Source organism: Marinobacter sp. GH_1, assembly GCF_048595985.1.
Taxonomy (GTDB): Bacteria; Pseudomonadota; Gammaproteobacteria; order Pseudomonadales; family Oleiphilaceae; genus Marinobacter; species Marinobacter shengliensis.
Genome location: NZ_CP184460.1, coordinates 1,229,610 through 1,249,062 on the forward strand (window position 1 = coordinate 1,229,610; position 19,453 = coordinate 1,249,062).

Below are 19,453 nucleotides of genomic sequence, written 5' to 3' on the forward strand. Positions count from 1 at the left end.
TTTGGTTCAGGTGGCATAACAAATCAATCCACGCGACAAGCGCTCGATTGCGGGCGTTAGGCATGCAAGGTGACGCTTCTTGGATAGTAAACTTCTGAGCTTAGTTCAACGGTTGCAGATCCCTGACCGACCAAAGACAAACAGCGGCTACGCTGGTCCGCGAGTTGCGGTGATTCACGGCTTCATGGCCCGACGACTGATGCAGCGCAACCTGCTGCGTTACCTCAGAAGCAAGGGGTTGTCAGACGTGACAATGTACGGCCACCTGCACTCGGTTGATTCGATATCAGATGAATTGCAAGCATCACGTCGCGAGGGGCGGAAGCTCGTGATTCTCGGGTATAGTCAGGGCGGGTTTCATGCGGTCAAGGTTGCACGCGAGCTTGAGCGACGAGGTGTGGAGATTGCCCTGCTCGTCAGCATCGCCGCAGGAGGGCTGGGGCGAGTATTCCCCGGACGGTGGGGGTTTGATCCTCGTAACGTACCGACAAATGTTGATGTGTGCCTTAATTTCTTCTCGCAGGGAGACTTGCTCGGGTGCGACCAAAGTCACCAAATGAACGAGGCTTTCGGGAGCAGTGCAACGCAACGGGTCGAAAACCACATGTTCCATGCGCACGAGGGCGTAAGTCATATTGATCTGGTCAGGTGTTATCCAGAAGAAAGGATCAAACCTGCGGTGCGAACACAGGTTATTGAAAGGATCATGACGGAAATTAACGGGCTCAAATCGCACGACGTCCAACACATATAAGCCTTTTTCGGAATACGCCATCCAATGCCAGGCCCAGGGCATAACCAGCGACCGCACGGTGACCGATTTAACGCCGCTTGGTCGCCACAAACCAGCATCGTCACGCTGATATGGATTTGCGCTGGATAAGAACTGCAACGGTAACGGGCAGCAAATAGGTCAGCAGGAAGATGGGCAGCTCCTCCAGAAACGTATAACCGGCTTGTGTTATCCCTACCCATACATTCCAACTCGTGACCATGAGCCAGATGATCGCGAAAATGCCGGTGGGTATCCAGCTACTGCTTGCTGGACGATGGAGTAGTTTGGTCAGCCCTTGTATGACAGCCCAAAGAATAATGCCTCCAGCGATAACCAATAGTGTTCTCATGCTTGCCTCCAATCACTCCGGGTACGGACCATTTGGATAAAAACGTCGCCTCCGGTAAATACTACCGGAGGCGATCAGGGCCAGGCTTATTATCGGGTAGTGTAGCCGCCATTGGCGAAGAGGGTTTGACCGTTTATCCACCAGCCTTCTGTTGCCAGGAATTTCACAATGGGAACGATATCCTCAATCATCGTGAGTTGGTTACCCATAGCCTGTGACTTGTGGTAAGCCACGCGCTCCGGGGTTTCCTGGCCATAGAAGAACGGTGTGTCCATCGGGCCGGGGCCAACATTGTTGACTGATATCCCCCGCCCGGAAAGCTCTTTTGCTGCGGCGCGCGTGAAGTGTTCAACGGGCGCTTTGCCACCGGCGTAGGTTGAGTAGCCGTCAGTGAATGCGGCCAACAAAGACGTCAAGATGGTAATGAGCTTGCCGTTGTCGTTGAGGTGCAGGCCCGCTTCTTTGATAAAGAAATACGCAGACTTGGCGTTAATGGCCATCATCTGGTCGAACTCTGCTTCCGTCGTTTCAATGATGGGTTTGCGCAGCACTTTCCCAACGGTGTTAACCGCTACGTCAATACCACCGAAGTGGTCCTTCGCCTGTTGGAAAAGCGCCTCTACGTTGGCGGCTTTGGTGAGGTCGCTCTGGACTGCAATTGCGTTACGCCCCATACCTTTGATGGCATCTACTGTTTCGTCTGCATCTTTTTCAGTGGCATCGCTGTTGTAGTGCACTACGATGTCCATTCCACTTGCGGCGAACTCCCGGCTGACAAGGCCGCCGAGGTTCTTGGAGCCGCCGGCCACAAGAGCCACTTTTCCATTAAGATTGATCTTTGCCATGATTTCTCTCCTGCAGTTAGTGAGGGGACTCGGTCCTGTTTGCAATACCGATCACCCTGGATTCAGACTATGCAATTGATCGAAAAGCAGGAAGAGTGCTAATCTGAATTGGTTAAATGCATGGAGTGCAATAAGTATGGGTGGTGTCGAGCACATATTTGTTCGGGTGGTGGAATCAGGCAGTTTCAAAAAGGCTGCGGAATCGCTGAACCTTGAGCCTTCCTCTGTCAGCCGGCAGATTGCTGCCCTGGAAGATCGCCTTCAGGTCAGGTTGCTGCGTCGTTCCACGCAACGGACCACGACGACGGAGCTTGGGCAGCGCTATTATGAGCGCTTGCGCGTGATCATTGACGATCAACTAGCACTGGAAGAGGAAATCAGAAGCGGCGTGTCTCTTCTCACCGGTAAATTGCGTATCACTGCGCCGGTGGATTTTGGTACCAGATTTGTGGTTCCCGTCGCTTGCCGACTGCAGGAACTCGCCCCGGATTTGTCGATAGAACTGTCACTGGGCAGCCCCTTTGAGAGCCTGCTGGAGAGCGATCTTGATGTGGCAGTGCGAATCGGCGACCTGCCGGATTCCAGCCTGATCGCAAAACATCTGGGCCACAATAAACGAGTGCTGGTGGCAAGCCCTGAGTATCTGGATAAACACGGCACGCCCACATCCCTGGAACAACTGGAGCAGCACAATTTCATTCTGTACTCATCCAGTCAGGCAAGAAGTGATATTGAATTTGCCGATGGCAGTCGCTATTCGCATTTGAAGATCAGAAGCAACATGACAGTCAACAGTGTCGCCGCAATCCGCAGACTGGTGCTGGAGGGCAATGGCATACACCTTGGCCCTTTGTGGGTATTCGCGGAAGATATTGAAAGCGGCAGGCTGGTTCGTTTGCTGCCAGATAGACCCCTGCGAAGTTTTCCGGTGCATGCGGTTTATCCAGCGCGTTCCTATCTGCCGGTTAAGGTGAAGGAGTTTATAAGACTGTTATCTGAAGAACTGAATTCCGCCGTTTATAACAGCCGCTTTGTATTTTTGGAGAACTAAGTGAATATTGGCATTTATATCTACCCTGAGGCTGAAGTTCTGGACTTTTCCGGACCATTCGAAGTTTTCTCAACAGCGTCGCGCCTGTGTGGGGCGGAAGCGCCGTTTTCTGTCTATTTGATTGCTGAGAACAGCGAAGCCGTACCGGCCCGCGGTGGCTACAAGGTCCTTCCAGATTATTCAATCAAAGATCACCCGCCGCTGGATGTACTGATTATTGCTGGCGGTGTTCATACTTCAGAAATGAAAAATAAGACGGTGGCCAACTGGATTGAGCGCCAAGCTGAGTCCGTCGAGATTATGGCTACCGTTTGCACCGGCGTCTTTCTATTGGCCAATGCCGTTCAGTCCTTGTCATGCAAGGTGACGACGCACTGGGAAGACATTCCGGAGCTCAGAAGATTGTTCGGCCAACTCGATGTGCTTGAGGGGGTTCGGTGGGTTGATGAGGGTCGTATTGTAAGCTCTGGCGGCATATCCGCTGGTATTGATATGAGCCTGCATCTGGTGAGCAGGTTGCACAGTGTTGAGTTGGCGGAGAAGACAGCGCATCAGATGGAGTTCACCTGGACGAAAAATACACAATAGCGGTCAAAGATATGCGAGACGCATGCATTCCTACAAAGGATCGTTTGAGTTACCGTCGTCTGCTTTATAGCTGCGCGCTTTCAGCTGAATGCCCAGACTCTCGATCTTTTCGCTTGCGTCCCCCCGCATAAGTTTCAGTAATTCGTGCCTGGCGGTTTTATTGTCCATTCCACGGCTTTCCAGGTGGGCCAGCAGTTTGCCGAATACCTGGCGTCGTTTCAGGCCCGCCCGGGATGTTTCCCGCCGGTCTGAGAAAAAGTCCATCAGCGTTGAGCCACATACACAGTTGCGAAAAAGTTCAACTACCGGGCGGTCGTCATCGTCGTAGCCGAGCTTAAGACCGGACCGGCCAGCAATGTCATCTGACTGTTGCACAAAATCCTGTGGTGACCGGTAAACGCGACCGCAAGTGGCACATTCTTTTGGAAAGGCACTGTCAGAAAGGGCTTTGAGTCCCTCGAACAATTCCTTCTCTCGGGAGGGGGCGTCGCTCATCGTAACTAGTCTCCGCGCTCTGGTGCTGTTCGCTGTTGATGAGAGGGAGCATGTCAGTAAAACCGATAGTATCTAACATAGCAGCTTCCAACCCTTCGAAATAACAATCACTCCAGATGTTAATAGGCTCTCTATTTAACCAAAAGTTTACCTTTACGTAAAGTGAAGGCTGTGCTAAACCTGATTGAAGTTTGTACAACCAACAACGACAACAAACGGAGTGTACGATGAGCCTTCCGCAATACAATGACGTGTACAACCAGTTTGATGCGGCCGCACTGGAAGCGGACATCCTGGACGGACGCCTGGAGAGTGGCCTGAACGTATGCCACGAAATTTGTGACCGATGGGCCGTTGACCCGCAAAAGGTTGCGCTCTACTACGAAAAAATCGGCGGCGGTGACGGAACCCTGACCTTCGCTGAGCTCAAAGCCGCGTCTGCACGTTTCGCCAACTACCTGAAGTCTCTTGGAGTCACCAAAGGTGACCGGGTAGCCGGCCTTCTGCCCAGGGGGCCGGAGCTGTTGATTGTGATTGCCGGAACCCTGCGCCTGGGCGCCGTGTACCAGCCGCTGTTCACCGCCTTTGGTTCCGGCGCTATCGAGTATCGCCTGGAGAAGGCTAGCACCCGGTTGGTGGTGACCGATCCAGATAACTACCCCAAGCTGGAAGAAGTCAAAAACTGCCCGCCGGTACTGTGCCTGAACGCGGCGGCCACCGGTGCGGATGTGCGCGATTTCGATGCGGTGTTGGCGGAGCAGTCAGACCGGTGCGAGCCGGTAATGATCACTGGCAACGATCCGTTCCTGCAGATGTTTACCTCCGGTACCGTTGGCAAGGCCAAAGGTGTAGCCGTGCCCGCCAAGGCGTTGCTGGCGTTCTACGTTTACATGAAATACGCCATCGACCTGCGCGATGACGACGTATTCTGGAACGTGGCTGATCCCGGTTGGGCCTACGGCCTCTATTACGCAGTCACCGGCCCGCTGTTGATGGGCCACGCCACCCATTTCAATCCCAATCCGTTCACCCCGGAATCCACCTACGAGATGATCCGCAAGTACCGGATCACCAACCTCGCAGCGGCGCCGACTGCCTATCGTCTGCTCAAGGCGAACGATCAGGTTCTTCCGGAAGGGGAGAATCTTGGCCTGAGGGTGTGCAGCAGCGCCGGCGAGCCCCTGAATCCGGAGGTGGTGAACTGGATTGCTCGACGTCACTTCTGCCCGGTGAAGGATCATTATGGCCAGACTGAAACCGGCATGACCTGTTGCAACTTCCACGGCCTGGACCACCCGATTCGCCAGGGCTCCATGGGGTTCTCATCGCCTGGCCACAGAGTAGTGGCGTTGAACGAAAAAAATGAAGAAGTGGGCGAGGGCGAAATCGGCCAGTTGGCAGTGGATCTCAAGGCGTCGCCGCTGTTCCATTTTGATGGCTACACCTGGGGCGAGAAAGACCCGTTCGTGAACGGCTACTACCTGACCGGCGACATGGTGATCTGCCATGGCGATGGCAGTTTCTCCTTCAGCGGCCGTGACGACGACATTATCACCACAGCAGGTTACCGCGTAGGGCCAGCGGATGTGGAAAGCACACTGCTGGAGCACGCGGCGGTGGCCGAATCCGGTGTGGTGGCCAAGCCGGATGAAAAGCGTGGCTCGATCATCAAGGCTTATGTGGTTATCAAATCCGGTCAGGAGCCGGCAGACGACGCCGTGCTCAAAGAAGAGCTGCAGGAACTGGTTCGCCACCGCTTGTCGACCCATGCCTACCCGCGGGAAATCGAGTTTGTGGAAGAGTTGCCGAAAACACCCAGCGGCAAGATCCAACGCTTTGTGTTGCGCAACCGGGCCAAAGAGGAAGTCGCCGTATGAAGATTACCTTTGAGGAGCTGCGCTATTTCCTTGAAGAGCAGTTTCCGCAGGGGGCCTCATACGGCACCCTGCAGGAACTGGGTGATGGCTGGGCAGAAATGAAGCTGGAGGTAGACGAAGAACACCTGCGCCCCGGGGGGACCGTGTCTGGCCCCGCCATGATGGGGCTGGCCGATGTTGCCATGTATGCCGCGTTGCTCAGCAAGATTGGCCTGGTGCCTCTGGCCGTCACCACCAACCTGAACATCAACTTCCTCAGGAAGCCCGTGGCTCACGCGCCTATCTGGGCCAGGGCGACCATTCTCAAGGTGGGGCGAACCATCGGTGTGGGTGAAGTGTTTGTGTATTCCGAGGGCTCGGAAGAGCCCGTTGCGCACTCCACCATGACCTATTCCATACCGCCGGAAAAATAACCAAGTTTGTTCTTGACGTTTACGTATACGTCAATCTAATCTGTGGGTTGATTGTTAAATACAACAATAACAAAAGGTGAAGTGGCTCATGAGTGAACAGTTCGTTCTCGAGACCCGTAACCTGGTCAAGGAATTCAAAGGATTTGTAGCGGTTGATAACGTCAACCTGCAGGTCCGGCAGGGTGATATTCATGCACTGATCGGGCCCAATGGCGCGGGCAAGACCACGGTCTTTAACCTGCTGACCAAATTCCTGAGCCCGACCAGAGGCCAGATCCTCTACCACGGTGAAGACATCACCTCTCTGAAGTCTGCCGCCATTGCCCGTAAGGGTATCGTCCGCTCTTTCCAGATATCGGCGGTGTTTCCCCATATGACGGCGCTGGAGAATATCCGCATTGCGTTGCAAACCGCAGAGGGCACGTCATTCAGCTTCTGGAAATCCGGCGCCTCCCTGAACAGGCTGAACCAGCGCTGCATGGAATTGCTCGATTCCGTCGGCCTTATCGAATTTGCCAACACCACCACCGTAGAACTGGCCTATGGCCGCAAGCGCGCGCTGGAACTGGCCACCACCCTGGCGATGGAGCCCAAGCTGCTGTTGCTGGACGAACCAACCCAGGGCATGGGCTCGGAAGACGTAGAGCGGGTGGTGGAGTTGGTGCGCAAGGCCGCCGCAGGCCGCACCGTCTTGATGGTGGAGCACAACCTGAGTGTGGTCAGCAAATTGTGTGACCGCATTACGGTACTGGCCCAGGGTGCTGTGCTGACGGAAGGCGATTATCAAGCGGTCTCTGCAGACCCGAGGGTGCGTGAAGTGTACATGGGCAGCGATGGCAGCGGAGAACGCGGTGGCAAGAGTCCCGCCGAGCAGGCGGAGGCAGCACAATGAGCCAGAATCCCCAGAAAGACTACGAACAGTTGCGGGTGTCTGGCCTGCACGCCTTTTACGGCGAATCTCACATTCTCCACGGGGTCGACCTGGTGGTTAAGCGTGGCGAGCTGGTCACCCTGCTTGGCCGCAACGGCGCCGGCCGCAGCACCACCCTCAAGGCCATTATGAATATGGTGGGCCGCCGCACCGGGTCCATCATGATCAACGGCGAAGAAACCATGCAGTGCGCGCCGCACCATATTGCGAGGTTGGGAGTGGGGTATTGCCCCGAACATCGGGGCATTTTTTCATCTCTCAACGTCCAGGAAAACCTCACTTTGCCGCCGGTGGTGCGCAGTGGCGGCATGAGCCTGGAAGACATCTACAACATGTTCCCCAACCTGTATGAACGTCGGTTCAGCCAGGGCACCAAGCTGTCCGGTGGTGAGCAGCAGATGCTGGCGATGGCCCGTATCCTGCGCACCGGCGCCAACATGCTCCTGCTCGATGAGATCACAGAAGGGCTTGCACCTGTGATCGTAGAGAAGCTGGGCGAGGTGCTGATGGCGCTCAAAGAGAAAGGCCTGACCATCATACTGGTTGAACAGAATTTCCACTTTGCAGCCCCGCTGGCTGACCGGCATTACGTGGTTGAGCATGGGCAGATTGTGGAAGAAATCCACGCCGATGAACTGAGTGCCAAACAATCGGTGCTGGACGGCTATTTGGGGGTCTGAACTCCGGATAGAACAGGTGCAACAAAACCAATAACTCCAACAACATCAACCAACGCAAGACAGTAGCGGAGATACAATAATGACAATGACCAAAAAGCTTCTGACCTCAGCCGTTGCCTCAGCTCTGATGGTGAGTGGCGCGCAGGCGGCCATTTCCGACAATACGGTGAAGATCGGCTACCTGGCCGATATGTCTGGTACCTATCGTGACCTGGCGGGCCCCAATGGCCTCAAGGCCCTGCAGATGGCCATCAAGGATTTCGGTGGCACTGTGAACGGCGCCAAGATCGAAGTTCTCAGTGCCGATGACCGTAACAACCCCGATGCGTCTTCCAGCACGGTTCGCCGCTGGGTGGAAAACGACAAGGTAGACATGGTTGCCGGCCTGGTGGCTTCGTCTGTCACCATCGCAGTCAGCAAGATCCTTGAAGAAAACGACAGACTGGGCATTGTCTCCGGTTCTGCCGCCTCAAGCATCACCAATGAGCACTGTACCCCCAACCACATCCACTATGTGTATGACACCTATCCGCTGGCCAACGGAACCGCCAGTGCGGTGGTTAAAGAGGGCGGCAAGAGCTGGTACCTGATGACCGCAGACTACGCCTTCGGCCACGCCCTGGAAGCAGACGTTACCCGCGTGGTGGAGGCCAACGGAGGTGAGATCGTCGGTTCTGTTCGCCATCCGTTCCCGACCCAGGATTTCTCCTCTTTCGTGCTGCAGGCTCAGGCTTCCGGTGCGGATGTCGTTGGCCTGGCCAACGCCGGTTCAGACACCACCAACGCCATCACCACCGCGAGTGAATTCGGTGTTACCCAGGCGGGCCAAACCCTGGCCGCCTTGCTGCTGTTCCTGACCGACGTGCATGCGCTGGGTGTCGACACAGCGCAAGGTATCCAGCTCACCACCGGGTGGTACTGGGACATGAACGACGACACCCGTGAGTGGTCAGACCGCTTCATGAAAGAAACCGGTGTGCGGCCCACCATGGTGCATGCGGGTATCTATTCCAGCACCCTGCATTACCTGAATGCGGTGGCCGCGGCAGGCTCGGACGATGCCCAAACCGTTCGCAAGCAGATGATGGACACACCCATCAACGACATGTTCGCCACCAATGGTCGTATCCGCGAAGACGGCCGGATGGTGCACGACATGTATCTGGCCGAGGTGAAAACACCGGCGGAGTCCAAGAACGAATGGGATCTGTACAAGATCCTGCGGACCATACCGGCCGACGAAGCCTACCGCCCACTCTCTGAGAGCAAGTGCAAACTGGTGACTAACTGAGGCTGAGGAAAGCCGGGCGCGCCCTGCAACAGGGCAGGGTGCGCCCGGCATATCACTGAGCCAACAAGCTCAATACCAACGTACGTGCTGCTTGTGGAGTTAAACCCATGACCATGATTTTCGGCGTCCCTCTTGCTGTGCTCTCCGGTCAGCTTTTGATCGGGTTCATCAATGGCGCCTTTTATGCCCTGTTAAGCCTGGGCCTTGCCATCATCTTCGGCCTGCTGAAGATCATCAACTTCGCCCACGGTGCCATGTACATGCTGGGTGCCCTGTTGACGGTGGTTATGTTCAACACCCTGGGCGTCAACTATTGGGTCGCCTTGTTTATGGCGCCGCTATTGGTCGGCGTGTTCGGGGTGCTGATTGAATATTTCCTGCTGCGGCGAATTGCCGGGCAAGATCACATTTACAGCCTGCTGCTTACCTTCGGGGTGGCGCTGATTATTCAGGGCGTGCTCACCAATATCTACGGTGTGTCTGGCCTGCGCTATGCCATGCCCGATATGTTCAAGGGCGGCATTAAACTGGACTTTATGTTCCTGCCTTATTACCGGGCCTGGGTGATTGTGGTGGCGCTGCTGGTGTGTTTTGGCACCTGGTTCATGATCGAAAAAACCAAACTGGGGGCCTATTTGCGGGCCGGCACAGAAGATTCCCAACTCATGCAAGGCTTCGGCATCAACGTGCCTTTGCTGGTCAGCCTCACTTACGGCTTTGGTGTGGCGCTGGCGGCTTTTGCCGGTGTGCTTGCCGCACCCATCTACTCCGTCACGCCCGGCATGGGCGCCAATACTCTGATCGTGGTGTTTGCCGTGGTGGTGATTGGCGGTATGGGCTCCATTGGCGGGGCGATTATCACGGGCATTATGATGGGCGTGATTGAAGGCCTCACCAAAACCTTTTATCCACCCGCGTCGTCTGCCGTTATTTTCCTGGTCATGGTGGTGGTGTTGATGTTCCGACCCTCAGGCCTGTTCGGTAAGGAAGCATAATCATGAGCCAATCCTTTAATCCCGCCGACGTGCGAAAGGCGATCATCGACCAGCAAAAGGCCCAGGATCGCCGGAAGATGCTCCTCAACGGCGTACTGCTGCTCTTGCTGCTGGCGGCGCCATTCGCGATGTACCCGGTCTTCCTGATGAAGATCCTGTGCTTCGCACTCTTTGCGGTGGCCTTTAACCTGCTGTTCGGTTTTACCGGGCTGTTGTCCTTTGGCCATGCCGCGTTTCTCGCCACCGGCGGTTACACCACCGGTTACCTGCTCAGCAATTATTCAGGCCTGACCACAGAAGTGGGCATTATTGCAGGCACGCTGGTCGCAACGGCCCTGGGCCTGGCGTTCGCCTTGTTGTCCATTCGCCGGCAAGGCATCTACTTTGCCATGGTCACCCTGGCCCTGGCCCAGCTGGTCTATTTCTTCTTTGTTCAGTCGGAATTTACCGGCGGTGAAGATGGCATGCACGGGATCCCCCGGGGCCACCTGTTCGGGCTGATTGACCTGTCGAAAAACCTGAACATGTACTACTTCGTGCTGGCCGTGTTTATCGGTTGCTACCTGCTGGTTCAGCGCATTGTCAGCAGCCCCTATGGCCAGGTGCTCAAGGCCATCAAGCAGAACGAACCCCGCGCGGTGTCACTCGGTTACAACGTGGACCGCTACAAAGTGCTGGCGTTCGTGATTTCGGCGGCGCTGGCGGGCCTGGCAGGTTCCATGAAATCGGTGGTGTTCCAGCTCGCCTCGCTCAACGACGCCCACTGGCACATGTCCGGTGAGGTCATCCTGATGACACTGGTCGGCGGCATGGGTACCTTGCTCGGCCCGGTGGTGGGCGCCACCTTTGTGGTCAACATCGAATACCAGTTGTCCCAGGGGCCACTGCGGGACTGGGTGAACCCGATCCTCGGCGGCATCTTCGTGCTGACCGTACTGGCGTTCCGCAGCGGGATCGTCGGCGAAATCCAGAAATTCCTGCGCAAAAACCTGGGGTGAATCCCTCCGGTACGGCGTTCATCAAACACACCGGACTACAGGAGGTGTGGGACATTACCCCCACACCTCCTGCCGGGTAGCGCACTGGCCTGGCCGAACGCCGGGCCTACTGACACTGCTCCAGTTCTGCACTGATCATCCACTGAACACCAAAGCGGTCCTTCACCATTCCAAACCGGTGCGCCCAGAACGTCTCTTCAAATGGCATGATTGTTGTGCCTCCCTCAGACAGCGCCTGGAAAACCTGCTCTGCCCGCTCCGTATCAGCGTAATCCAGGTGAACCTGGGCGCCCTGGGGTGCTTGATAGCAGTCGCCTGCCATATCCGCCCCCATCAATCGGCGCCCCCTCAGGTTCAGGGAGGAGTGAACAATGCGGTCGTGCATCGCTTCGGGTACATCCGCCTTTGCCGGTGTTTCTCCATAGGTAATCATGGCTTCCAGGTGGCCGGCGGTTACCTCAGCATAGAATTCCATCGCCTCCCGGCAATTGCCGCCAAAGGCCACATGCACGTTAATTTCACGGGGCAAATTTCCCATGGAGCGGTGCTTCTCGAGGGCCGCGCCTGGCTCAAAGTCTTCCAGGGTGAAGTAACGGCGTAATTCCAGGGTCACGTTGCCGCCAGAATCTTCCCGGGGCCACTGCTTTGCCCAGGCGATGGCGTCTTCCAGGGAATCTGCCTCAAGCACGCTGTAGCCCGCGAGCAGTTCGTGGGTGTGCTCAAAGGGGCCGCGCACCACCGTTGGTTCACCATTATGGAACTGTATGCGGCATCCTTCGCGGGTTGGCCGCAAGCCATTGCCATCAACGAACACCCCGGCGTGTAGCATGCGTTCGTTGTAGTCAGCCATCGCTTGCAGGATCTCTTCGGTCGGCAATACGGCGTTCTCAGTGTCTGTATCGGCCTTGCGCATCAGCATGTATCTCATACCAGCTTTCTCCAGTGATTGTGGATTGTCTTCACTGGTAAGTCGGGCGAGGCTGATGGAAATCGACAACCGGATTTATGGATATCGCCGGGAAAGTACCGGCTGTTGGCGAAGAGCCTCGCCAACAGCCGGCAGGGGGAGGGTTAAAGCCAGGTCAGGCCGATGCTGATGATGGCGCCGGTAATAAACAGCAGCATCAGGCAATAGCCCATGATGTCTTTGGCTTTCAGCCCGGCAATCGCCAGCACGGGCAGGGCCCAGAAAGGTTGCAGCAGGTTGGTCCAGGCGTCACCCCAGGCTACCGCCATGGCAACCCTGGGGATATCGGCACCCAGTTCCTGGGCAGCTGGCAGCATGACCGGCGCCTGCACCGCCCATTGCCCACCCCCAGACGGCACAAAGATGTTCACCAGGCCTGCGCTTATAAAGCTCCAGAAAGGCAGGCTTTGCGCGCTGGCGATGGAAACGAAGCCCGAGGAAATGCTGGCGGCCAGGCCGGATGCAGTCATAACCCCCATGATGCCTGCATAGAAGGGGAACTGAATCACGATGCCGGAACCACCTTTAACCGCCTCGTTCAGACTGGCCAGCAGGCGTTTGGGAGTCTGGTGTAGAATGATTGCCAGGAACAGGAACATGAAGTTGACGATGTTCAGGTTCAGGCCGCCACCGTTAATGAAATACTGGAAGATGAACGCGATGCCGCTGAAGCCAATCAGCCACGCCAGAATCCTGCTGTTTTCCAGGTGGTCCGCCGGGCGATTGATCACAACGGCGGTGTCTGGCTCGTCGTCCAGCACTTTCGGGTCTGCGTACACGCTGTCTCGTTCCTCGGGCAACATGAGCCGGTTAACCAGCGGCACCACGATAAACAGGGCCACCACGATGGCCAGGTTGAAAAACGCGAAAATGGTTTCGCTGGTACCGATAACGCCGATCACGTTTTCCGTGAAGTGTCCATCGGTGGCAATCACCAGCGGAATGGACCCCGCCAGCCCGCCGTGCCACACGATAAACCCGGAGTAGGCGCTGGCGATCAACAGCGGATAGTGCACCCGAATCTGCCGAGCCAGGGCTTTGGCAAACAGCGCCCCCACCACCAGGCCGAACCCCCAGTTGATCCAGCTGGCAATCAGGGCCACGAAGGTAACCAGCACAATCGCCTGCCCAGGCGTTCTTGCCAGGCCCGCAATCCGGTTGAGTATGCCGCGCACCAGTGGTGTGCTGGCCAGCATAAACCCGGTAACCAGCACCAGCAGCATCTGCATGGAGAACGTCAGCAGGTTCCAGAAGCCATTACCCCACATCTCGATCACCGCCAACGGGCCATGGCCTTCAAAGACCATGGCGGCGATGAACGACAGTAGCGTGAGGATAATAACGAACAGGTAGGGGTCTGGCAGGTACTTCTCCACCAGACTGACAAAGGGTTTGGATGCTCTGTCTAACATGGTGTTCTCCTTTATTATTTTGGGGTCATCACAAGCTTAGCAATCAAACGGAAAAACGCATGCTGTAGGGATCATTCTTTTGTCGGATGTGCTCTTTACGCGCGCCAGATGAGTCGCTCAAATAGCACTGACATGTTGAGGCACTAATTTGGTAGATTCAGGTACTGAATCCTCTCTACTCTGAAAACGGAGTCTATTCATGCAGCCCAAAGACATCGTGGCGCAGTTCATTTCAGACATTCAGGCCCAGCGTTTTGATGAGGCAAAGGCCTTGCTGGTTGAAGAGGGGTTTGAATATGTGGGGCCGAACATGCGTTTCCTCCGGCCCGACGACATGCTGGCGTACCAATTCGGCATGGCGGCCATCCAGAAAGACCTGGTTATTCGCCAGCTCAGCGCTGACGGCGAACACGTTTACGCCATTCTGGACTACCAGACCCACTTCAAACCGATCGGAGACGTGCGGCTTGCGGTCTGGTTTCGTGTCCGGAATGACAAAATACACACGGTGGAAACCTTCTATAACGCCGCCGTGGTTGAAAACATGCTCGGGGGCAACCTGCCGTCCGCCAGTTGAAGGGCTGAGAATAGACGGGCTTTGTGTGTTTGCCCTTTGGCCGCTAAGTGGCTATCCGTTGCGCCCATTCCCGATTATGCTAGTGAAATATGCTTTCACATGTGAAGTAAATGGCTGCGCCTATGCCTGTCGATCTTGAAACCCTGTATCCCAAGCTGGTTAATCTGTTGCTGGATCCAGTATTCGTTGTGGATGAATTCGGGAACATTGTGTTTGTCAGCGACGCCTGCGAGGCACTACTGGGGTACACCGCCTCTGAAATGATCGGCACGTTGATTTTCGATTACCTTCATCCCGATGACCGTGAGCGCACCCGCGCAGAAGCCAAGCGCGTTATGCAGGGCCAGGCCCACACCAACTTTGAAAACCGATACCTCCATAAAGAGGGCCATGCGGTTCATATATTATGGTCTGCGCGCTGGTCAGAAGACGACCGATTGCGAATTGGCCTGGCCCGCAATGTGACGTCTCTGCGGCGCGCCAATCAAACCCGGGATGCGCTCTACCGAATATCGGAAGCCACACACGCTGCCGATAGCCTGCGTGGGATCTGCGACGGTGTGCGGCAGGTGATTACAGAGCTGTTTCCGCACAACGATCTGCACCTGGTTTTCTATGATCCGGTGAAGGCGGTGTTGACCGTTCCGGACTGGTCAGCCGATGGCTCCAATGACTGGATTGAAGGCTCGATGCAACCCGGCACCGCGCTGGCCGAGGTGATCGGCTCCGGACAGGCCATACTGACCTCACGGGATCCCTATCAACCGGGTCTTGGGGCGATAACGATGGATGGATTGAACGCGCCTGGCCCCAAGAACTGGCTGGGTGTGCCTCTGATCTCAAACGAGTCGGTACTGGGCGCGCTGGTGATTGAGAGCCATTCAGAACACACCCATTACCGCGCTGAGGACCAGGAGCTGCTTCAGTTCGTTGCCGCCCAGGTTGCGACCGTTGTCGAGCGTAAGCGCGCGGAAGATCACCTGCGTTTTCTTGCGCACCACGACCCCCTGACTGGTTTGACTAACCGATCACTGTTTTACGATCGGCTGGAAACCGCATTGAAGTCAGCCAGCCGGCATAACAGCCACGTAGCCCTGTTGTATCTGGACCTCAACGATTTCAAACAGATAAACGACAACCTGGGCCATGAGGCAGGCGACCAGCTGCTGATCGAAACCGCGCGCCGGCTGGAACAGTGCACCCGCGAAACAGACACCGTAGCGCGCATGGGCGGTGACGAATTCACCGTGTTGTTGACCGACATCGGCGATCTTGCCGCTGCGGATGCTGCTGTTGGCAAAATCCGCGAGGTAATGGCCGCGCCCATGGTGCTGGGAGACCAGAGGGTGCTGATTTCCCTCAGCGTGGGTGTTGCCTTGTACCCCGAAGACGGCCACACGGCGCGCAACCTGCTTGGGCGCGCCGATTCGAAAATGTACGAGCAGAAACGGGGACTCTGAACGGGTTTTAGTCGGCCCTTTTCAAGCCGACCGGGAATTTTCGGATGCAGTGTGGAGCCGCCCCTCAGAAAACAAACGAATCCATCGAAAGCACCCCGTGCTCAATGCCACCTTCAATAACCGTGGCCGGGGCATTGGAATCAGCAGCTCCAAGGGCAACCAGTAGCGGCAGGAAATGCTCAACCGTGGGGTGTGCGCGGCGAGCATGGGGAGCCAGGGTCAGGGCGTTTACCAGTCGCTCTTGATCGCCTGCAATCGCCGCTTCCCGAATCCAGTGGCTGAAGTCCCGGGCGTACTCGCTTGCCTGTTCGTCGCGCCAGCGGACCTCATACAGGTTGTGGGTCAGGCTGCCGGAGCCGACGATCAGAACATCCTCTTTTTCCAAAGGGGCGAGCGTCTGGCCCAGGCGCCAGGCAGAGTGGCTGTCGAGCCAATCCGGCAGGGATACCTGAAATACCGGCACGGACGCATCCGGATAAAGATGCCGCAACGGCACCCAGGCACCGTGGTCGAGGCCGCGTTGAGCGTCGGCGACTGGCTTCCAGCCCGCTTCCTCAAGGAGAGAAAGCGCCATTCTGGCAAAAGCCGGGTGGCCTGGAGCCGTGTACTCGAGCTCATAAAGCGCGGGTTCGAAACCGTTGAAGTCGTGGATGGTTGCCGGTGTTTCGGCAAGGCCTACCCGCACCTCGGGTGTCATCCAGTGGGGCGACACCACCAGCACGGCAGTCGGCCGTGGAAGTTGCTGCCCCAGCCGGGTGAGGGCCGGGCCTGCCAGGCCCGGCTCCAGTGCAAAGGTGGGGGCGCCGTGGGATACGAACAGACTGGTCATGGCGCATTGCTCCTTTGGGTTGAGTTCGGTGTACTGTTTAGCGAGCGGCCACAAGCCGGTCAACCGATGCGCGCCCGGCACCGCTGAACATCAGCGAAACAGAAGCCGCCAGCAAGGCCAGTCCGAATTCGTAGCCATTGTTGCTCATGAACAGGCCGTTCTGGATGTGCACGCTGAAAATGGCAATCACCATGGCGAAAGCCAGAGCCGCGCTGGCAGGGCGAACCAGCAGGCCGATGATCAGCGCAAGACCGCCAAAGAACTCCGTACCGCCGGCCAGCAGGGCCATCAGGTAGCCCGGGCTTAAACCAATAGAATCCATCCATTGCCCGGTGCCTTCAAGGCCGTAGCCTCCGAACCAGCCGAACAGCTTCTGGGCACCGTGGGCGGCGAAGATAATGCCTACCGGAATACGCAGGGCGAGGGCGCCCCAGCCAGCGTTGGTATCGAGCAGTTTGTTGATGAGTGCGTTGTTCATGATCGTGCTTCCTTCTGTGTGGTTGAGTATGGGGCTACTTTACGGGGATCTATTTTTGGGATAAACATACGTTTAATAGATTGACTGTTTCAAAAAGCGGAACAATAAAATGGATCGATTACTGGAAATGCAGACCTTCTGCGCCGTTGTGGAAGCCGGCAGTTTTGTCGCCGCCTCCGAGACCATGGGTATGTCCAAGGCTGCCGTATCGCGCTACATCAACGAGCTGGAGTCGCGCCTTACCGTGCGGCTGCTACACCGCACCACCCGGCGGTTGTCCCTGACAGCGGAAGGGGAGGTGTTTTACGTTCGTTGCCGGGAACTGCTGGCGGGGGTGGAAGAGGCCGAAGCAGAACTGACCTCGCGCACCAGCGTGGCCAAAGGGGTGCTGCGCATCAACGCACCGGTGAGTTTCGGTATTCGACACCTGGCCCCGCTGTGGGGTGAGTTCCACGCCCGGTTTCCGGAGGTGGAACTGAACATCGAGCTGTCTGATCGCATCGTGGATATCGTTGAAGAAGGTTTTGACCTGGCCATTCGTATTGCCAGCCTGCGAACCTCCACCCTGGTGAGCCGTCGCCTCACCAATACCCGGCTGATGGTGTGCGCCTCGCCCGAATACATCCGGGCGCACGGAGCCCCGGAAACGCCTGAAGACCTGATGCACCACAAGGTCATTGCCTACAGCAACCTGGCCAGCGGTAACGAATGGCAGTTTCAGGGGCCGGAGGGGCCGGTCAGCACGCGGGTACGCCCGTGGATGTACGCCAACAACGGTGACACCTGTTGCGCCGCCGCGGTGGCTCACCAGGGGGTGGTGTACCAGCCGAGCTTCCTGTTGCGTGACGATCTGGACTCGGGCAGGCTGGTCGAGTTGCTGCCGGAATACTGCTCTACCGAGCTGGGGGTGTATGCGGTTTATCCCACCCGCAAGTTTGTTACGCCCAAGGTGAGGGCGCTGGTGGACTTCCTGGTGGCAACGTTGCCAGACGCTGTGTAGTGCCGCCGTAAATTTACAGTAGCCTGCCGGAGGTGACATGAAGTTTCCTTCAAGTACCTCGTTTGCTCTTCTGGGTGCCGCCCTGATAGCCATCAGCTTCGGGCTGGCCCGCTTTGCCTTCGGCTTGTTCGTGCCGCCGATCCGGGCGGAGCTGGAACTCTCGCCAGACATGATCGGCATCATCGGCGCGCTTCCCCTCATCAGTTTTATCCTGGCTACCCTGGTCGCGCCGCTGGCGGCTGATCGCTTGGGCGCCCGCAACACGGCGGTGCTGTCTGGCGGCTTTGGTGCGGTGGGCCTGGTGTTGATCAGCCAGGCGTCGGGCGTTTTGTCGCTGGGTGTGGGCGTAGTCGCCTGTGGTATCTGCACCGGCCTGATGATGCCGGCACTGACCGCCGCCATGCAGGCGCTGGTAAAACGCTCCCTGCATGGGCGCGTGAGCTCGGTGATGAACGCCGGAACCAGTGTGGGTGTGGTGGGCGCCGCGTCGGCCATTCTGTTACTGGCCGGGGCCTGGCGTTATGCCTATTTCTCCTTCGCGGTTTTAGCCATTATCGGGGTGTTGGCAACCCGGTATTTAATCCCCTCGGTTTCACGAGTCATGCCGGCGAACGCAGCGCCGCCGCCTGCCATTACTGCCCTGCAGTGGGTGCGCCTGCTGCGGCTCTCAGGGTTTGCCTTCGTGATGGGCTTTGTGTCTGCCGCGTACTGGATTTTTGCGCCGGACCTGGCGGTTACCGTGGGTGCCTTGCCATCGGGTTCTACCGGCTGGTTGTGGCTGGGGGTAGGCCTGGCTGGGCTGGGCGGTGCCGTGGTTGCAGACCTTGCCGATCGCAACAACCCACCCATCACCCAGGCCCTGATGCTGATGATGTTGTCTGCCAGCCTGGCCCTGCTGGCAGCCAGCCCCGGCAATATAGTGATTGCGGTGTTTTCCGCCCTGGTATTCGGCCTGGCCTACATGAGCCTGACCGGCCTGTACCTGATGACCGGCATCCGCCTGCTACCCGGCCGGTTGTCTGTGGGGCCGGTGCTGCCCTTTATATCGGTATCCCTTGGCCAGGCCGTCGGCTCGCCCATCGTGGGTATGTTGGTGAACGAATTCAGTTATGCGGATGCGTTTGCCATGTTTGCCGCCATCGGCATACTGGCGGCACTGCTGTCGCCGCTTTACCCGCGCTCCCTTGAACCGAGCGCAGAAGAGCAGGGCGAGGACGAAACCGGCTTGCAGGCGGCTTATGATTATCAGTTGCAGACTGAGGAGGGGGAGCCGTATCGGGCCGTCAAGATTGAGGCCCGGAGTGAGGGCAACTAACTATGATCCTGAAGACGACTAAGGTAAAACGTCTGCTCCATCGTAAATCGTGTGCCCAGCAGCCGGACGCAGGTTACCCCATCCTCTTTGAGGACTTTGGCGGTGGCGTCTGCAATGTGAAGCAGGG

The 19,453-nt window shown here is 57.1% G+C and carries 21 protein-coding genes; 14 read left to right on the forward strand and 7 right to left on the reverse strand.

The window, feature by feature from the left end:
* Window positions 1-79: 79 nt before the first annotated feature.
* Window positions 80-754, forward strand: a complete 675-nt coding sequence (locus tag ACNSOI_RS05720; RefSeq protein WP_420195320.1) for a hypothetical protein — start codon at window positions 80-82, stop codon at window positions 752-754.
* Between the two features lie 100 nt (window positions 755-854).
* Here the strand turns inward: ACNSOI_RS05720 and ACNSOI_RS05725 are convergent, their stop codons facing one another.
* Together ACNSOI_RS05725 and ACNSOI_RS05730 are read right to left on the reverse strand one after the other, a co-directional pair.
* On the reverse strand, window positions 855-1,124 hold the full coding sequence (locus ACNSOI_RS05725; RefSeq protein ID WP_420195321.1) for a hypothetical protein: 270 nt from the start codon (window positions 1,122-1,124) through the stop codon (window positions 855-857).
* Window positions 1,125-1,213: 89 nt separating this feature from the next.
* Window positions 1,214-1,969, reverse strand: a complete 756-nt coding sequence (locus ACNSOI_RS05730; protein ID WP_420195322.1) for an SDR family oxidoreductase — start codon at window positions 1,967-1,969, stop codon at window positions 1,214-1,216.
* A 136-nt stretch (window positions 1,970-2,105) separates the two neighbouring features.
* Here ACNSOI_RS05730 and ACNSOI_RS05735 point away from each other — a divergent pair, with 136 nt between their 5' ends.
* Together ACNSOI_RS05735 and ACNSOI_RS05740 are read left to right on the forward strand one after the other, a co-directional pair.
* A complete protein-coding gene (locus ACNSOI_RS05735; protein WP_420195323.1) occupies window positions 2,106-3,020 on the forward strand; it encodes a LysR family transcriptional regulator in 915 nt (304 codons plus the stop codon).
* Window positions 3,021-3,608, forward strand: a complete 588-nt coding sequence (locus ACNSOI_RS05740) for a DJ-1/PfpI family protein (RefSeq protein WP_420195324.1) — start codon at window positions 3,021-3,023, stop codon at window positions 3,606-3,608. It abuts the gene before it with no gap.
* A 30-nt stretch (window positions 3,609-3,638) separates the two neighbouring features.
* On the opposite strand, the gene ACNSOI_RS05745 is transcribed toward ACNSOI_RS05740, so the two are convergent.
* A complete protein-coding gene (locus tag ACNSOI_RS05745) occupies window positions 3,639-4,103 on the reverse strand; it encodes a hypothetical protein (RefSeq protein WP_420195325.1) in 465 nt (154 codons plus the stop codon).
* A gap of 227 nt (window positions 4,104-4,330) precedes the next feature.
* Between ACNSOI_RS05745 and ACNSOI_RS05750 the strand changes: the two genes are divergently transcribed.
* The 7 genes from ACNSOI_RS05750 (at window position 4,331) to ACNSOI_RS05780 (ending at window position 11,288) form a co-directional block, all read left to right on the forward strand.
* Window positions 4,331-5,980: an AMP-binding protein gene (locus tag ACNSOI_RS05750; RefSeq protein ID WP_420195326.1), complete on the forward strand. Its 1,650-nt coding sequence runs from the start codon at window positions 4,331-4,333 to the stop codon at window positions 5,978-5,980.
* Complete coding sequence (locus tag ACNSOI_RS05755; RefSeq protein ID WP_061333513.1) at window positions 5,977-6,393, forward strand: PaaI family thioesterase; 417 nt, start codon at window positions 5,977-5,979, stop codon at window positions 6,391-6,393. Before ACNSOI_RS05750 ends, ACNSOI_RS05755 begins: the two co-directional genes overlap by 4 nt.
* A gap of 88 nt (window positions 6,394-6,481) precedes the next feature.
* Window positions 6,482-7,285, forward strand: a complete 804-nt coding sequence (locus ACNSOI_RS05760; RefSeq protein ID WP_138437652.1) for an ABC transporter ATP-binding protein — start codon at window positions 6,482-6,484, stop codon at window positions 7,283-7,285.
* Entirely contained in the window at window positions 7,282-8,004 is a 723-nt protein-coding gene (locus tag ACNSOI_RS05765; protein WP_061333515.1) for an ABC transporter ATP-binding protein, read from the forward strand. Before ACNSOI_RS05760 ends, ACNSOI_RS05765 begins: the two co-directional genes overlap by 4 nt.
* Before the next feature lie 79 nt (window positions 8,005-8,083).
* The gene (locus tag ACNSOI_RS05770; protein WP_061333516.1) at window positions 8,084-9,295 is read left to right on the forward strand and encodes an ABC transporter substrate-binding protein; all 1,212 of its coding nucleotides are present in this window, start codon (window positions 8,084-8,086) and stop codon (window positions 9,293-9,295) included.
* Window positions 9,296-9,402: 107 nt separating this feature from the next.
* A complete protein-coding gene (locus ACNSOI_RS05775) occupies window positions 9,403-10,290 on the forward strand; it encodes a branched-chain amino acid ABC transporter permease (protein ID WP_106693752.1) in 888 nt (295 codons plus the stop codon).
* Window positions 10,291-10,292: 2 nt separating this feature from the next.
* On the forward strand, window positions 10,293-11,288 hold the full coding sequence (locus ACNSOI_RS05780; protein ID WP_106693751.1) for a branched-chain amino acid ABC transporter permease: 996 nt from the start codon (window positions 10,293-10,295) through the stop codon (window positions 11,286-11,288).
* 106 nt (window positions 11,289-11,394) lie between these two features.
* Here the strand turns inward: ACNSOI_RS05780 and ACNSOI_RS05785 are convergent, their stop codons facing one another.
* The gene (locus ACNSOI_RS05785) at window positions 11,395-12,216 is read right to left on the reverse strand and encodes a YciI family protein (protein WP_420195327.1); all 822 of its coding nucleotides are present in this window, start codon (window positions 12,214-12,216) and stop codon (window positions 11,395-11,397) included.
* A gap of 143 nt (window positions 12,217-12,359) precedes the next feature.
* On the reverse strand, window positions 12,360-13,667 hold the full coding sequence (locus ACNSOI_RS05790; RefSeq protein ID WP_106693749.1) for a short-chain fatty acid transporter: 1,308 nt from the start codon (window positions 13,665-13,667) through the stop codon (window positions 12,360-12,362).
* A 199-nt stretch (window positions 13,668-13,866) separates the two neighbouring features.
* On the opposite strand from ACNSOI_RS05790, the gene ACNSOI_RS05795 reads away from it, so the two are divergent.
* Complete coding sequence (locus ACNSOI_RS05795; protein ID WP_061333520.1) at window positions 13,867-14,244, forward strand: nuclear transport factor 2 family protein; 378 nt, start codon at window positions 13,867-13,869, stop codon at window positions 14,242-14,244.
* A 110-nt stretch (window positions 14,245-14,354) separates the two neighbouring features.
* Window positions 14,355-15,704, forward strand: a complete 1,350-nt coding sequence (locus ACNSOI_RS05800; protein WP_420195328.1) for a diguanylate cyclase domain-containing protein — start codon at window positions 14,355-14,357, stop codon at window positions 15,702-15,704.
* A 64-nt stretch (window positions 15,705-15,768) separates the two neighbouring features.
* On the opposite strand, the gene ACNSOI_RS05805 is transcribed toward ACNSOI_RS05800, so the two are convergent.
* Together ACNSOI_RS05805 and ACNSOI_RS05810 are read right to left on the reverse strand one after the other, a co-directional pair.
* Window positions 15,769-16,533: a DODA-type extradiol aromatic ring-opening family dioxygenase gene (locus tag ACNSOI_RS05805; protein WP_420195329.1), complete on the reverse strand. Its 765-nt coding sequence runs from the start codon at window positions 16,531-16,533 to the stop codon at window positions 15,769-15,771.
* A 37-nt stretch (window positions 16,534-16,570) separates the two neighbouring features.
* Window positions 16,571-17,011, reverse strand: a complete 441-nt coding sequence (locus tag ACNSOI_RS05810; RefSeq protein WP_058092349.1) for a DoxX family protein — start codon at window positions 17,009-17,011, stop codon at window positions 16,571-16,573.
* Between the two features lie 109 nt (window positions 17,012-17,120).
* Between ACNSOI_RS05810 and ACNSOI_RS05815 the strand changes: the two genes are divergently transcribed.
* Both ACNSOI_RS05815 and ACNSOI_RS05820 read left to right on the forward strand, forming a co-directional pair.
* Window positions 17,121-18,011: a LysR family transcriptional regulator gene (locus ACNSOI_RS05815; RefSeq protein ID WP_420195330.1), complete on the forward strand. Its 891-nt coding sequence runs from the start codon at window positions 17,121-17,123 to the stop codon at window positions 18,009-18,011.
* Window positions 18,012-18,048: 37 nt separating this feature from the next.
* Window positions 18,049-19,326 (forward strand): MFS transporter, encoded by a 1,278-nt coding sequence (locus ACNSOI_RS05820; protein WP_420195331.1) that lies wholly within the window; start codon window positions 18,049-18,051, stop codon window positions 19,324-19,326.
* Window positions 19,327-19,453: the final 127 nt, after the last annotated feature.